Genomic DNA, 14,485 nt, shown 5'->3' on the forward strand with positions numbered 1-14,485 from the left:
GCATGGCACGGATTCTGATCACCACCGACTATCTCGAACCGGGTGACGACGTCGACCAGCTTCTTCGCGGCCGTGGGCACACCACCGTCCACAGCCCGGCACGCGGTGCGCGCCCTCCGGGTGAGATGGCCTCGCTGCTCTCCGTCGCCGACGCCGCCCTCGTGGCGGGAGAACCGATCACGGCCGAGATGATCGATGCAGCACCCGATCTCACCGTCATTGCGCGCAGCGGGGTGGGTTACGACACCATCGACGTGGACGCGGCCTCGCGGCGTGGGGTCGCCGTGTGCAACACACCGGGGGCCAACAGCAACGCCGTCGCCGAGATGGCGTTCATGCTGGTCTCGATGTGCGCTCGACGCGTCGGCGAGACGCTCGCCGGGGTGGCGAGCGGAGGTTGGCCGCGGCACGACACCGTCGAACTACGCGGGTCGACGCTGGGGATCATCGGATTCGGGCCGAGCGGGTCACGTCTGGCCGAGCTCGCCGCGTGTTTCGGAATGAGAGTACTGGTCCACACGTCGTACCCCGACCCCGCGAGGCGGGTGCAGTACTGCGGTCTCGACGAGGTGCTTGCCGAGTCCGATTTCGTGTCGCTGCACGTGCGGCCGACGGCCCGGAACAAGCGCATGATCGGCGTTCGCGAACTGTCGATCATGAAAAGCACTGCTTCGCTGATCAATACGGCCCGAGGTTCCCTGGTCGACGAGGACGCCGTGGCGGACGCGGTGCGCTCGGGCGGTATCGCAGGGGCCGGGCTCGACGTGGTGGACGTCGAGCCGTTGCCGACCGCCAGTGCGCTGCGCGAGCTTCCGAGCGTCGTGGTCACTTCTCACCTCGCCGGCCAGACCGCGCAGGCACGCGCGAGCGCGAGTCGCTCGGCAGCGGAAGACATTCTGCGAGTCCTGGACGGGGGCGAGCCGCTCGGTCGGGTGAACCTGACCTGACTCTGCCTGGCCTGAGACTGCCGGCCCTGACAGTTCAGTGCGAGGTGTAGACCTTCAGCAACACGATGACGGCGGCCAGAGCCGCGGTCACCAGGCCGGCGACGAACACCTTGAACGTGAGGGGTTCGCCGCGTAGTCGCTGAGCGACGATCTGCAGTGTCGCGATGCGGAACACCACGACCCCACCGGCGATGAGCTGCGCCCAGAACGTCGGCAGGATCCACAGCCAGGCGAGGGCGAGGATCGCCGCCGGAACGGTGCCGGACGATGCGATGGGGACGGCGTCTCGGATCTCGTCGATCACCGTCTGCTTCTTCTGGGTGTCGGTCGATCCGTGCACCGACTCGGGAATGTTGCTGCGCGCGACGATCTCGGCGAACACGTGGGCAACGAACGTCGTCGATGCGGTGGCCAGCACGAGGAGGAACGCGTCGCCGTCGTCGATGCTCGCGGGCGACGCCGCGACCACCGCGGTCAGCACGAGGATGTTTCCGTAGACGTACGCCGACAGCCTGGCGGCAGCGCGGGTGGGGGTCAGCGGTCCGCTCGCCCGAGTGGACAGGCGCCGGTACGCAGCCGTCCGAACGATGCGGCTCCGCAGTGTGGCAATCATGTGGAGAAGACTATTGCTGCCCGATCACCTGTCGCAGTTCACCGCGCGTAGTTCGATAGATTTCCGCGAGATCGGCGTCCTCGCCTGCATCGACGCGTGTGGCCCACTCGTCGAACGCGATCCGAAGCGTCATCCCCGCACTCTCGACCATCAGCCGTGCGAACGTGCGTGATCGCGTGCCGTTCAGGGCGCTAGTCAGCGCGTCGGACAGGCGGCACAGCGCGGTCGCATCCATCGCGATCGCAGTGGCTCGCAACTGCGCGTCTCCGTTGATGAGTCGACGCGCACGCAGCACGCGGCTCGTGGTTTCCTCCGAGGCTCCGACGAGCCGAAGAGCGGCGCGTTCGTAGATCGCTTCCATCCCGGCGAGGTCGATGTCGCGTGCGTCGGTGTGCTCGAGCCACTGCTCGATCTCGGCGTCCAGATCGAGATCCACCGACAGGATCGACTCTTCCTTCGTCTTGAAATGACGAAAGAACGTACTGGGCGACACGCCTGCCGCTTTGGCGATCTCGTCGACGGTCGTCGCGGCCACTCCCCGCTGCTCGAACAAGTCGAGCGCAGCCAGGTTGATGTCCAGCCGGGTCTCGCGCCGCCGTCGTTCCCTCAGATCGAGCACCGGCGGCGCGTGATCGGACTGCGCATGATCGGACTGCGCGTGATCGGACTGCGCTGGCGCCCCACCCGCATTGTTCATCTCCGCGTCACCCTTTCTGTTGGCCTCAACATACCAGTCCATTCCAAGTTGACAGTCACTGTCAGTTCGCCGCACACTGTCAACAAGAACGTCGGACACACTTCGAGGAATCACTGAACATGCAGACAGACGCGATGGATACTTCGCCGAGCAAGAACGAGGCCTCACAGCTGCCGCCGGGCGGGAAGCTGCTCATCGGCGTCCTGGTGGTCGCGGCATTCGTCATGATCCTCAACGAGACGATCATGAGTGTCGCGCTGCCGCGGTTGATGGTGGACCTGAGCATCACCGCAACGACCGCACAATGGCTGACCACCGGCTTCATGCTCACCATGGCCGTCGTCATCCCGACGACCGGATACCTGTTCCAGCGCTTCACGTTGCGTCAGGTGTTCGTCGCCGCGATGACGTTGTTCACCGTCGGCACCCTGCTGGCGGCGTCGGCTCCCGGGTTCGAACTGTTGCTCGCGGGCCGCATCGTCCAGGCCAGCGGTACCGCCCTCATGCTGCCGTTGCTGATGAACACCGTCCTCAACCTCGTTCCGGCCCACGAGCGAGGAAAGATGATGGGCGTCATCTCCATCGTGATCGCCGTGGCTCCTGCCGTCGGCCCGACGATCTCCGGCATCATCCTCGACGCACTCGACTGGCGCTGGATGTTCTGGCTCGTGCTGCCGATCGCGTTGATCGCCTTCGGCATCGGCGTCGGACTGGTCAAGAACGTGACGCCGACCAGCAGGCCATCCTTCGATGGGTTGTCGGTCGTACTGTCCGCGCTGGCATTCGGTGGACTCGTCTACGGGCTGAGCAGCATCGGCCACTCCGCCGAGGGATCGTCGATCCCCGTGTGGATTCCGTTGACCGTCGGAGTGGTTGCGCTGGCGATCTTCGTGATGCGACAGATCGCCCGTCAGGATTCGGAGCGTGCCCTGCTCAACATGCGGCCGTTCTCCACACCGACGTTCACCATCGGACTCGGCATGCTGATGATCAGCATGATGGCCCTGTTCGGTGCCTTGATCCTGCTGCCGATGTACCTGCAGAACATCCTCGGGCTCGACACGCTGACCACCGGACTCATGCTTCTGCCCGGCGGTCTGACGATGGGCTTGCTCGCGCCCTTCGTCGGACGCGCGTTCGACCGAATCGGCCCTCGGCCCCTCGTCATTCCCGGGGCAATGATCGTCAGCGCCGCCCTCTGGGCGATGACCCTGCTCGACGCCGAGTCCTCGCTCCCGATGGTCGTCGCGATCCACTGTGTTCTGTCGGTCGGTCTCGCCACGATCATGACACCGCTGATGACATCGTCGCTGGGATCGCTGCCGAAGCACCTGTACTCGCACGGCAGCGCGATCTTCAACACCCTCCAGCAGTTGGCGGGCGCCGCCGGTACGGCACTGTTCGTGACCGTCATGTCCACGACGGCAGCCTCACGCGTTGCCTCCGGAGTCGCGGAGACCGCAGCCAGCCAGGACGGCATCCACACCGCCTTCCTGTGCGGAGGCGTCGTCTCCCTCGTCGCGGTAGCCGCCTCGTTCTTCATCCGCAGGCCTGCAGCCGACCAGCCGGCCGAGCACGTTCAGCCGGAGGAAGTCAGGACCGCCTAGCGCCCGCACCGTGCCCGGCGGTTGAAGCCGCTGGACAACGGTTACTCCAGTCGGCATGACCAACACCCCTGACCACAGCAACACCCCTGACCACAGCAACACCGATGCCCGCTCCGAGGATTCTCCGAAGGGCGGGCATCCTGGTCCCGTCGACGAAGGCAAGAACGGCGGCATGGCCACCCGCGAGCTCGCTCCGGATCTCGCCGACGGGGATGCAAACGACGGGGATGCAGCTGAAGGCAAGTCCTCGGACTGACGCCCGGCGTCGAACTCGCACCACGTGCGGTCCGCGATATCCGGCGTTACGGTGTTGAGCCGAGCCGAGCCGAGCCGAGCCGAGCCGAGCCGAGCAGTGAGGACCGTCCGTGGATCTTGCCCAGTACGACGCATTGAGTTTCGATTGTTACGGCACTCTGATCGATTGGGAAACCGGAATCGCCGCGGTTCTCGCGCCCTGGGCGCGGGATGTCGGGCTGACGATGTCCGACGAGGAACTGTTGCTCGCGTACGCCGCGAACGAGGCGCAGGCCGAGGTGGATTCACCCGGGTCGCTGTATCCCGACATCCTCGCCGACGCGTTCCGTCGCACCGGCGAGGTTCTCGGGGCTCCGGTCTCCGATACGTGGGCGACGCGCCTGGGCAGTTCGGTCCCCGAGTGGCCCGCGTTCGCAGACAGTCACGACGCTCTGGCGGCTCTCGCGTCGAGATACTCGTTGATCATCCTGTCCAACGTTCACCGCGACGGATTCGCCGGAAGCAACGCCCGTCTCGGCGTTCGATTCGACCGGATCATCACCGCGGAGGATGTCGGAGCGTACAAGCCGGCACCCCAGCACTTCGACGCTCTCGACGCCACGCTCGCGGATCTCGGCATCCCGAGGACCCGACTTCTGCACGTCGCGCAGAGCCTGTTCCACGACCACGTCCCTGCTGCGCGCCACGGCCTCGACTCCGTGTGGATCAACCGTCGACACGCACGACCGGGGTGGGGCGCGACACCCGAGCCGACGGGCGACGTCGGCTACGGTCTCGAGTTTCCGTCCATGGCGGACTTCGCCGCCGCAGCTTTAGAGTCGAACGACTGATGACGGCGGACGCACCGCCGATGCACACTGCTCTCTCGACACCAGCGTGAGGGAGCGTGATGGCAGGGCTGCGGGTAGTGATCGCCGATGACGACGTACTGCTGAGGGAGGGGCTGTCCAGCCTGCTGACTCGGGCCGAGCTCGACGTGGTCGGCACGGCAGGCGACGCCGAGGAACTGCTCGCACTGGTGGACCGTGAGCGTCCGCAGTTGGCGATCGTCGACATCAGAATGCCGCCGACCTACACCGCGGAGGGGCTCGACGCCGCACTCCGCATTCGCAGCGAATTCCCGGGCGTCTCGATGCTTCTGCTCTCCGCTCACGTCGAGGTGGAGCATGCGCTGGAACTGCTCGACGACATGAAGAACGGGTCGGCCCAGGGCATCGGGTATCTGCTCAAGAGTCGCGTCACCGATGTCGACGATTTCGTCGGCGTCGTCGAACGCGTCGCCGCAGGATCGTCCGTGATCGATCCTGCGCTCGTCTACGAGTTGGTTGCGGCGAAACGCCGCGACGATCCGCTGGGCGCGCTGACCGCACGGGAACGTGACGTGCTCACTCACATGGCCGAGGGGCTGTCCAACGCCGGTATCGGCCGTCGCCTGTGGATCACCGAGGGCACCGTCGAGAAGCACGTCCGCAGCATTCTCACCAAGCTGGATCTGGCCGAGACCGCGGACGACCACCGACGCGTGCGCGCCGTGATCATGTATCTCGACACACTGTCGTGAGCAGCGTTCGGATCGACTCGGCCGACAGGTCGAACTTCGGCAGGAACCCGACGGCCGAGCTCGATTCCACGAGGTCCGCGAAGTCGTCTTCGTCGTGCGTGGACACCAGAATGATCGACGGCCGTGATTCGGCGCCCGCCTCGGCGATTGCTTCCACCACGTCGAACCCGCTCTCGTCACCGAGGTCGATGTCGACCAGAACCAGATCCGGGCGTGCGCCCAGGACGATCTCCACCGCCTGCGCGAGCGTCGACGCAGTTCCGACGACCGTGACGTCTGCCGCCTCCAACATTCGGCGCGCCGACAGGCAGAACGCGTCGCTGTCGTCGACGATGAGGCAGCTGCGGGCGAAGGACTTCACTTCACCCAGGGTGTCAGACGCCGCCTCGGCCGACATGCCCGCTAGCCGGAATACTCGTCCCGCGGGCTACGTCCGATGACTACGTCCGTGACGCGCAAGGAGCGCCTCGTCACCCTGGTGCTGCGTCCCAGCTCCCCTCCCGTCGCCTGCGGAATCGCCCTCGCCGCGGCGCTCGTTCTGGTCGAGATCGTCGTGGTTCTGATGCTCAAACGGATCGCACCCGAGAACGCCTTCGGCGCGGTCTTCCTGTTCGGTGTGCTGGTCGTCTCCGCCGGTTGGGGATTTCGGTTGTCGATCGCGACCTCGATTGCCAGCGCCGCGGCATACGCGTACATCCACGTCATCGAAAGCAGCGAAAGCCTGGTCCCCGCAGTCGTCGTCTTCCTGGCTCTCGCGCTGCTGACGAACACGCTCGTCGGGCAGTCCCGTTTGCGTGCAGTGGAATCGGCGCGGCAGAACCGCCGAGCCACGGCGTTGGCGCGACAACAAGCGTCGCTTCGACGGGTCGCCACCCTCGTCGCCTCCAGGGCCGAGCCGGACGAGGTCTACGCCGCCGTCACCGCCGAGCTCGCCGGAGGTCTCGGCATCGAGCACGTCTCCGTCGTGCATTTCGACCCCGTGCATTTCGACCCCGTGCATTTCGACCCCGTGCATTTCGAACCCGTGCATTTCGAACCCGTGCATCTCGACCCCGTGCAGGCTCGTTCGGGGTTGGACAGCTCGACGCCGGGGACGTACGTGGTGCTCGCGGGGCGTGACACCACCGAAGGACACCGGCTCACTCCCGGTGAAAGGCTCACGCTCGGCGGACACAACGTGTGCACCGCGGTCGCCGCGACGGGCCGACCCGCGACGATCGACTTCACCACCGCAACAGGCGATATCGTCGACCGTCTCCAAGGCCGAGGAATTGCACTCGGCCTGGGCGTACCGATCAGCGTCGACGGAAGAATCTGGGGTGCGATCGTCGTCGGCTCCACCGAGAGCTCGGTCGAGCCCGATCTGCAAGACCGACTGACCGACTTCGCGGACCTCCTCGCCACCGCCGTCTACAACAGCGAGACGCGAGAAGAGCTCACCCGGTCGCGGGCTCGTGTCGTCGCCGCTGCGGACCAGGCCCGACGGAGCATCGAACGAGACCTGCACGACGGCGCGCAACAGAGAATCGTCTCTCTCGGAATGGAATTGAGAACAGCACAGGCCGTCGTTCCCGAGGATCTGCGCGAGCTGAGACAGAGCCTGGACCGCAGTGTCGACACACTCGCGCAGATACACTCCGATCTCCGCGAGCTCTCACGCGGCATACACCCCGCCATCCTCTCGCGCGGCGGACTGGCGCCTGCACTCAAGACGCTTGCTCGTCGCAGCCCGGTACCGGTATCGCTCACGACGGACATTCCGGTCCGCCTGGACGACTCCATCGAAGTGGCAGCGTATTACGTCGTCGCCGAATCACTCACCAACACAGCCAAATACGCTGGCGCCTCACATGTCCAGGTGACTGCGGTCGTCACCGACGGCGACCTGACCCTCACCGTCGCCGACGACGGTCGGGGCGGCGCCGACCCCACCCTCGGATCGGGCCTGATCGGTCTGCACGACAGGGTGGCGGCAGCAGGCGGCACGCTGGCACTGCACAGCCCTCCCGGTGCGGGCACGTCTCTCACGGTCACCATCGCGGCGCCTACCGGCTAGCCGGTATCGCGCCCGGCCGAAATCAGGCACACGGTGTGGACGCCAGCCGCGACGACATCGACGCGCGCGTGGACGAGTGTTCTGGGTACCACCCTTTCGGGGCCCAGCATTTCCATTCGAGGAGCTCACCATGCCGTACATCACCACAACCGACGGAACCGAGATCTACTACACCGAGCAGGGCACCGGTAAGCCGGTGCTGCTCAGCCACGGGTGGCCGCTGTCCTCGGATGCGTGGCAGCTCGAACTCAAGCTGCTCGCCGACGCCGGATACCGCGCCATTGCCCACGATCGCCGCGGCCACGGACGTTCCTCGAAGACCTACACCGGCAACGACATGGACACGTATGCTCGCGACCTCGCCGAACTCGTCGAGGCACTCGATCTGCAGGAGCTCACTCTCATCGGTCACTCCACCGGAGGCGGCGAGGTCGTCCGCTACGCAGCGCAGCACGGCGGAACCCGCGTCGCCCGGGTCATCACGGCGGGTGCCGTACCTCCCATCATGCTGAAGTCCGACACCAATCCGGAGGGCACCCCGATCGAGGCGCTCGACGACATCCGCAACGGCGTCCTGACCGACCGGTCGCAGTTCTACAAGGACCTCGCCGAGCCGTTCTTCGGAGCCAACCGCGACGGCGCACAGGTGTCGCAGGGAGCGAAGGACGACTTCTGGCGTGAGGGCATGCTGGTGAACCTCGCCGCGGCGTACGACTGCGTCAAGGCGTTCTCCGAGACCGACTTCACCGAGGACCTGAAGGCTCTGACCGTTCCCGTGTTCATCGCTCAGGGCGACGACGATCAGATCGTGCCGATCGCCGCGGCAGCGCTGAAGTCCATCGAACTCGTCAAGGACGGCACGCTGAAGGTCTACGCCGGGGCACCACACGGCATCCACGGCGATTACCAGAAGGCGTTGGACGCGGACATTCTCGCTTTCATCGCGAAGTAGCGCGGGCCGCACCTCTCTTCCGTGCGTGTGGAGTCACCGACCGTGGTGGTTCCACACGCACGGCACGGAATCTGCCCGATACTGCAAATTACATAGTGCAACATGCAGTCACGGGTGTATCGTCATCGCCACAGTGCGCAGCGTCCATCGTCGGGATCGGCGCGCCTGCCAAATCGATCTGTGCTCGTGGACTCGTGGACAGTGCCCACGAACCGTCCACGTGAGAACACGTGACGCTTCGGACGGAGCAACTCGATGGTCGGGACATGCACTCCCCTCGTTCGTGCGCGATTGTCGGCTCTCACCGTCCTCGCACTCGGGATGACCGTGCTTCTGGCGTGTAGTTCCACCGCCGGCACGGACTCCGCTTCCAACGCCGACTCCAATGCAGGATCGGAGACGAACGCGAGCGCACTCGCCGAGACTCCTCCGCAGGTTCCACCCGCGTCGATCGACCGGGCAGCCGTCGACGCCGCCGTCGGACAACTCGACGGGTACGTGGAGGACATGATGGCACGAACGGGCGCTCCCGGTATCGCCGTCGCGGTCGTCCACCAGGACGAAGTGCTGTATTCGAAGGGATTCGGTGTTCGGAAGGTCGGCGAACCGGACCCGGTGGACACCAGCACGATGTTCCAGCTTGCCTCGGTGTCGAAGCCCGTTGCGTCGTCGGTGGTCGCCTCGCTGGTCGGCGAAGGCAAGCTCGAGTGGGACGAGCCGATCCGCCGGTTCGAACCGGGTTTCGCGGTGTCCGATCCGTACGTCACCGAGAACGCCGGCTTCACCGACCTGATGTCGCACCGCTCCGGCCTGCCCGACCACGCAGGCGACCTCCTCGAGGACCTCGGCTACAGCTACGACGAGATCATCGCTCGCTTGAATCAGGTTCCGTTGGAACCGTTTCGAGACAACTACGACTACACCAACTACGGGTTCTCCGCAGCAGGCGTGGCAGCAGCCAAATCCCAGGGCACCACGTGGGCGGAACTGTCCGAGGAGAAGATCTACGAACCCCTCGGCATGACCAACACGACGTCGAGCCAGCAAGAATGGGTCGACTCACCCAACCATGCCTTCAATCACGTTCCGACGGAACCGGGTTCGACCACGTGGGAAGCGAAGTACGTCAGCGATCCCGAAGGCCAGGCCCCGGCGGGTGGTGCAGCGTCCTCCGTCGACGACATGGCCCAGTGGATCCGCATGGAACTCGCGGGCGGGGAGTACGACGGCACCACCGTCGTCGAGCCCGAAGCCCTGCAGTTCACCCACCAAGCGCATTCTCTCGCCCACCCCGCGGAGACGCCAGGAGCGCGAGACACTTTCTACGGCATCGGCTTCAATGTCGGCACCGACAGTCAGGGCCGCGTCGAGGTCAGTCATGCAGGGGCGTTCGGACTCGGCGCGAGCACCGACGTCGTGATGCTACCGAGCGAGCAACTCGGCATCGTCGTACTCGCCAACACCGCACCCGTCGGTGTCTCGGAAACCATTGCGGCACAGTTCATGGACTACGCCAAGAACGGTGAACTCACCGTCGACTGGGCGCCGTTCATCGCAGGCCAGTTCGAGAAGATGGTCGCGCACGGCCGTTCCGAGACGGACTACGAGAATCCGCCCGCGTCGACGACGCCTGCGCGGGAGCCGAGCAGCTACGTCGGCACGTACACCAGCCCGTTCTACGGCGCTGCCGAAGTCACTGCCGAAGGCGACGAACTGGTGCTGAAACTCGGCAAGGAACTGCAGTCGAGTTACCCCCTCACCCACTACGACGGCGACACCTACTGGTTCGAACCCGTCGGCGAGAACGCGTCGGGGCCGACAGGCGCCGAGTTCGCCCTCACCCCCGGAGCGCCGACCACACTCACCGTCGAGTATCTCGATCCTCTCGGACTCGGCACGTTCACCCGCTCCTGACTTCGTAGACGCCCACGACACGAACGGACCCCAGACGATGCACCGCACTTCAGGCAAACTACTGACCATTCTGTTCACTGCAGGACTGCTCGTCGCGGCATGTTCGTCGGGCAACGACAGTGCTGTGTCCGAGAGTGCTGTGTCCGAGAGTGCTGTGTCCGAGAGTGCTGATTCGTCCTCGGCCCTCGTGCCGTTCGACACTGCGGCGATGGACGCGGTAGTGGACGAGATGGCGAAGGAATACCGCGAGATCGGCATGGTGGTGTTGATCCGGACTCCGAACGGCGAGTACGTGAACACCTGGGGCAGCACGGATGCTGGTACCGCGACGCCACCTACGCTCGACACCAAGGTGCGCGTCGGGTCCAACACCAAGACGTGGACGGGCACCGTCATCCTGCAGATGGTTCAGGAAGGCAAGATCTCCGTCGACGACCCGGTGAGCCAGTATCGCCCCGATGTCCCCAACGGTGAGAACATCACCATCGGACAACTCCTCGACATGCGCAGCGGTCTCTACAGCTACACCCAGACCGTCGAGCTCAACCGAGCGCTCGACGAGGATCCCGAAAAAGTCTGGCAACCAGAGGAACTGGTTGCACTCGGGCTCTCGAACCCGCCGACGTCCGCTCCGGGCACCGAATACAACTACTCCAACACCAACACCGTGCTGCTCGGGCTGATCGCGGAGCAATTGGACGGAAAGCCGATCGCGCAGATCTACCAGGATCGACTGTTCTCCGCGCTCGAGTTGACGGACACCTCGTTCCCGGCGAACACCGACACCTCCATTCCCGCGCCGCACACCGCCGGATACTCCTACAGCGGAAACCTCGAAACCCTCGGCGAAGGAAAGGAATCGCTGTCGCCCGAACGTATCGCCGCCATCGACGCAGGCTCCGTCACGCCGAGAACGACGACGAACGACAACCCGTCGTGGACGTGGTCTGCCGGACAAGGAATTTCGACGGCGAACGAGATGGCCACGTGGGTGAAGGCTCTCGCCGTGGGCGAGCTGCTCGACGCCGACACCCAGCAGCTGCGGATGGACAGCATCACCCCGAGCGACGACACGGGAACCGCAGCGTACGGCTACGGAATCGCACAGATGGGTCCGCTGTACGGGCACATCGGCGAGATGCCGGGATACAACTCCTTCATGGGATACGACCCGGAGAACGACGTCACGTTCGTAGTCTGGGCCAACCTCGCCCCGGCGGTCGACGGCAGCGCACCCGCCGCCAAGGTCGCCCGAGAACTGTTCCCGTTCGTGTACGCGGCGCCGTCCGCCGAAGCCTCGAACGCCGTCGAGGAGCACAGTGACGATGCCGGCGAGTGACAGGCAGGCACATGACAGGCAGGCACATGACAGCTCGGGCCGATAGTTAGGATCGGGACGTCGGCGCCGATCGGCGATCGGTCTTTCGGCAGGAAGGACCATCGGTGGCGCAGGGCGATCTGAACACAACCTCGTACGTCATCCTCGGATTGCTCGCCACGCGGGATTGGACGGCCTACGACATCTCGGTGCAGTTCGGCCGTGGAGTCGCCGAACTGTGGCCCCGGGCCGACCGCCAGCTGTACAACGCGCCGAAGAAGCTGCTCGAACGGGGCCTCGTCTCGGCATCGACGGATCCGGTGGGCACCGGCCGCAGCCGCACCGTCTACTCGATCACCGACGCGGGCCGCGACGCCCTGGCATCATGGCTCGCGACGGCGTCCAGGCCGTCGGCCATGGAGTTCGAAGGCATGATTCGGGTGCTGTTCGCCGAACAGGGCTCGCTCACCGACCTGCGCAACAACATCACCACGATGCGCGATCAAGCCCAGCAAACCCGTGCACTGTTCCTGGCCCACGCCGAGCGTCTGCACGACGTCGACAACTCGACGTTCCCCGAACGCCAACACCTGATGACGCTGGCCAACCGCTTCATGATCGGCCACTTCACCCACATCTCCGACTGGGCGGAGTGGGCTCTGACCGAAACCCACACGTGGTCGGACACGACGTCTCCGGCCACCACTCACCGCGAACGCAGCCGCGCCATTCTCGAGGAATCTCTGGAGCAGGATCGAACGCCGCCGGACTGAACACTCCGGCCCGCAGGTTTGAGAGCACGCCGGGGTGGAATCCATGCTCGTGAACTCACCCAGCGGCGCAACTACGTGCTGAGCATCCTCGGACTCGTGTTGGCCGCGACGGCGCTGATAGTGCTGGCGCAGGTCGTGTCCGAGAAGTCGTCGATCCCTGCCGCAGCGTTGCTCACCGTGGCAGGTCTTGCGGTGTCGACGTCGTCGCTACCGGACATCGTATTGGACCCGGAACTCGTGCTGACGCTGGTGATTCCGCCGCTGCTCTACAGTGCAGCGTTGAACTCGTCGCTGGTCGCGATCCGTCGCAACGTGTGGACGATTTTGAGTCTGTCCGTCGCGTTGGTCGTGGTGACGGCCTCCATCGTCGGCGTCGGATTGGCGCTGCTGATACCCGGGGCGACCCTCGCCGCGGGAATGGCCCTGGGAGCTGCCGTCGCACCGCCCGATCCCGTGGCTGCACTCGCGGTCGGCAGGCGAGCCGGGATACCGCCGAAGTTGATCACGCTGATCGAAGGCGAGGGACTGCTCAACGACGCGACCGCGCTGACGATGCTGACCGTCGCGGCCACGGCGATCGCGGCGCAGGACATGACCTTCACGCACGCGGGCGGACTCTTCGTGCTGGCCGCGGTCGGCGGAGTCATCGTCGGGTGCGCGATCGCGCTCGTCATCAGGTTCGTGCAGAAGTTCCTCGGCGATGCGCTTCTGCTCAATGTCGTATCCCTGGCCACACCGTTCGTCGCCTACGTCGCCGCGGAGGAAGTGCACGCGTCGGGAGTGCTCGCTGTCGTCGTCGCTGCTCTCTTCATCGGCCACGACACTCGCCACGCCGTGTCCGGAGCGAGCAGATTGCAGACGGGCGCCGTGTGGAGATTGATCGATCTGCTGCTCGAGGGTTTCGTGTTCCTGCTGATCGGCGAACAATTGCCGACAGTGATCGAGGGGCTTGCGGCCTACCCGCTCACCACCGTCGTCGGCGCCGTCGCGGTCACGCTCGCCGGCGTGCTGCTCGTCCGTCCCCTGTGGCTGCTCGGCACCGAGGCAGCGGCACGCATGGCCGACCGGTCTTCCTCTCGGTCTTCGCGGCTGTCGGGACGGGAGGTTGTGGTGATGAGCTGGGCGGGAACTCGCGGAGTGATCACCGTCGCCGCAGTGTTCTCGCTACCGCTGACGACGGAATCGGGTGAGCCGTTCGAGATCCGAAATCTGTTGCTGTTCTGTGCTTTCGTGGTCGTCCTGGTGACCGTGGTGGCGCAGGGCACGACGTTCGCCCCTCTCGTGCGACTGCTGAACGTGCGGGCCGACCCCGCCGCCGAATCGAGGTTGCGCAACGAAGCGCGCGTGGGCGTGACGAAAGCGGCCTTGCAGCAACTCGATCACATCGCCGACGAGGAGGAGATCGACGACGACGGCCGCGCGCTCATGCGCCGCGAGCTCGAGGAGCGCATCGACCGGTACAACCGCAGGCTCGATCATCTCGACGAGACCGACGACGACGCACCCGTCATCTCCCCCGAGCAGCAGGCCGCGACAACGGTCCGCCGTCGCCTCATCGACGCCCAGCGCGAGGAACTGGTGCGCTGGCGTGACGCCGGGCGCCTCCCCGACGCCGGGATGCGGAGCCTCGAGCACGAACTCGACCACGAGGAGCATTCCTTCAAACAGCACCCGGACGAGACGGACCAGCCGGGCTGACGAATATGTCGATTCAGGTCGACATGTCACCACAGTGGCGTTAGCCTTCACCAACGCCGCCATTCGCCCGACATGCACCGAGGAGGCCCCGTCG

The 14,485-nt window shown here is 65.5% G+C and carries 14 protein-coding genes; 11 read left to right on the plus strand and 3 right to left on the minus strand.

Annotated elements, in window-relative coordinates; all coding sequences use genetic code 11:
• Positions 1-2 precede the first annotated feature (2 nt).
• A complete protein-coding gene (locus tag CH290_RS00650; protein WP_033189240.1) occupies positions 3-947 on the plus strand; it encodes a phosphoglycerate dehydrogenase in 945 nt (314 codons plus the stop codon).
• Between the two features lie 34 nt (positions 948-981).
• Here the strand turns inward: CH290_RS00650 and CH290_RS00655 are convergent, their stop codons facing one another.
• Together CH290_RS00655 and CH290_RS00660 are read right to left on the minus strand one after the other, a co-directional pair.
• Positions 982-1,560 carry a hypothetical protein gene (locus CH290_RS00655; protein ID WP_019663717.1) on the minus strand — a complete coding sequence of 193 codons (579 nt, stop codon included), beginning with the start codon at positions 1,558-1,560 and terminating at the stop codon, positions 982-984.
• Between the two features lie 10 nt (positions 1,561-1,570).
• On the minus strand, positions 1,571-2,257 hold the full coding sequence (locus CH290_RS00660; RefSeq protein WP_230620975.1) for a TetR/AcrR family transcriptional regulator: 687 nt from the start codon (positions 2,255-2,257) through the stop codon (positions 1,571-1,573).
• A gap of 119 nt (positions 2,258-2,376) precedes the next feature.
• Here CH290_RS00660 and CH290_RS00665 point away from each other — a divergent pair, with 119 nt between their 5' ends.
• The 4 genes from CH290_RS00665 to CH290_RS00680 all read left to right on the plus strand — a co-directional run bounded on the left by CH290_RS00665 (position 2,377) and on the right by CH290_RS00680 (position 5,680).
• Positions 2,377-3,864: an MDR family MFS transporter gene (locus CH290_RS00665; RefSeq protein ID WP_020111887.1), complete on the plus strand. Its 1,488-nt coding sequence runs from the start codon at positions 2,377-2,379 to the stop codon at positions 3,862-3,864.
• A 55-nt stretch (positions 3,865-3,919) separates the two neighbouring features.
• Positions 3,920-4,120 (plus strand): hypothetical protein, encoded by a 201-nt coding sequence (locus CH290_RS00670; protein WP_033189238.1) that lies wholly within the window; start codon positions 3,920-3,922, stop codon positions 4,118-4,120.
• A gap of 109 nt (positions 4,121-4,229) precedes the next feature.
• Entirely contained in the window at positions 4,230-4,949 is a 720-nt protein-coding gene (locus CH290_RS00675; RefSeq protein WP_033189237.1) for a haloacid dehalogenase type II, read from the plus strand.
• Between the two features lie 59 nt (positions 4,950-5,008).
• On the plus strand, positions 5,009-5,680 hold the full coding sequence (locus CH290_RS00680) for a response regulator (protein WP_019663722.1): 672 nt from the start codon (positions 5,009-5,011) through the stop codon (positions 5,678-5,680).
• Here the strand turns inward: CH290_RS00680 and CH290_RS00685 are convergent.
• Positions 5,655-6,041: a response regulator transcription factor gene (locus CH290_RS00685; RefSeq protein ID WP_306430910.1), complete on the minus strand. Its 387-nt coding sequence runs from the start codon at positions 6,039-6,041 to the stop codon at positions 5,655-5,657. The genes CH290_RS00680 and CH290_RS00685 overlap by 26 nt on opposite strands.
• Positions 6,042-6,116: 75 nt before the next feature.
• Here CH290_RS00685 and CH290_RS00690 point away from each other — a divergent pair, with 75 nt between their 5' ends.
• The 6 genes from CH290_RS00690 to CH290_RS00715 all read left to right on the plus strand — a co-directional run bounded on the left by CH290_RS00690 (position 6,117) and on the right by CH290_RS00715 (position 14,391).
• Complete coding sequence (locus tag CH290_RS00690; protein WP_033189235.1) at positions 6,117-7,736, plus strand: GAF domain-containing sensor histidine kinase; 1,620 nt, start codon at positions 6,117-6,119, stop codon at positions 7,734-7,736.
• Between the two features lie 130 nt (positions 7,737-7,866).
• Positions 7,867-8,688, plus strand: coding sequence for an alpha/beta fold hydrolase (locus CH290_RS00695; RefSeq protein WP_033189234.1), 822 nt, complete (start codon positions 7,867-7,869; stop codon positions 8,686-8,688).
• 255 nt (positions 8,689-8,943) lie between these two features.
• Entirely contained in the window at positions 8,944-10,602 is a 1,659-nt protein-coding gene (locus tag CH290_RS00700; RefSeq protein WP_033189233.1) for a serine hydrolase, read from the plus strand.
• A gap of 37 nt (positions 10,603-10,639) precedes the next feature.
• Positions 10,640-11,941 (plus strand): serine hydrolase domain-containing protein, encoded by a 1,302-nt coding sequence (locus CH290_RS00705; protein ID WP_033189232.1) that lies wholly within the window; start codon positions 10,640-10,642, stop codon positions 11,939-11,941.
• A gap of 104 nt (positions 11,942-12,045) precedes the next feature.
• Positions 12,046-12,693, plus strand: a complete 648-nt coding sequence (locus tag CH290_RS00710; protein ID WP_033189231.1) for a PadR family transcriptional regulator — start codon at positions 12,046-12,048, stop codon at positions 12,691-12,693.
• Between the two features lie 18 nt (positions 12,694-12,711).
• The gene (locus tag CH290_RS00715) at positions 12,712-14,391 is read left to right on the plus strand and encodes a Na+/H+ antiporter (protein ID WP_019663729.1); all 1,680 of its coding nucleotides are present in this window, start codon (positions 12,712-12,714) and stop codon (positions 14,389-14,391) included.
• The last annotated feature ends 94 nt before the right edge of the window (positions 14,392-14,485 follow it).

Source organism: Rhodococcus sp. 06-156-4, assembly GCF_002259345.1.
In the GTDB taxonomy this organism is placed as follows: domain Bacteria; phylum Actinomycetota; class Actinomycetes; order Mycobacteriales; family Mycobacteriaceae; genus Rhodococcoides; species Rhodococcoides fascians_E.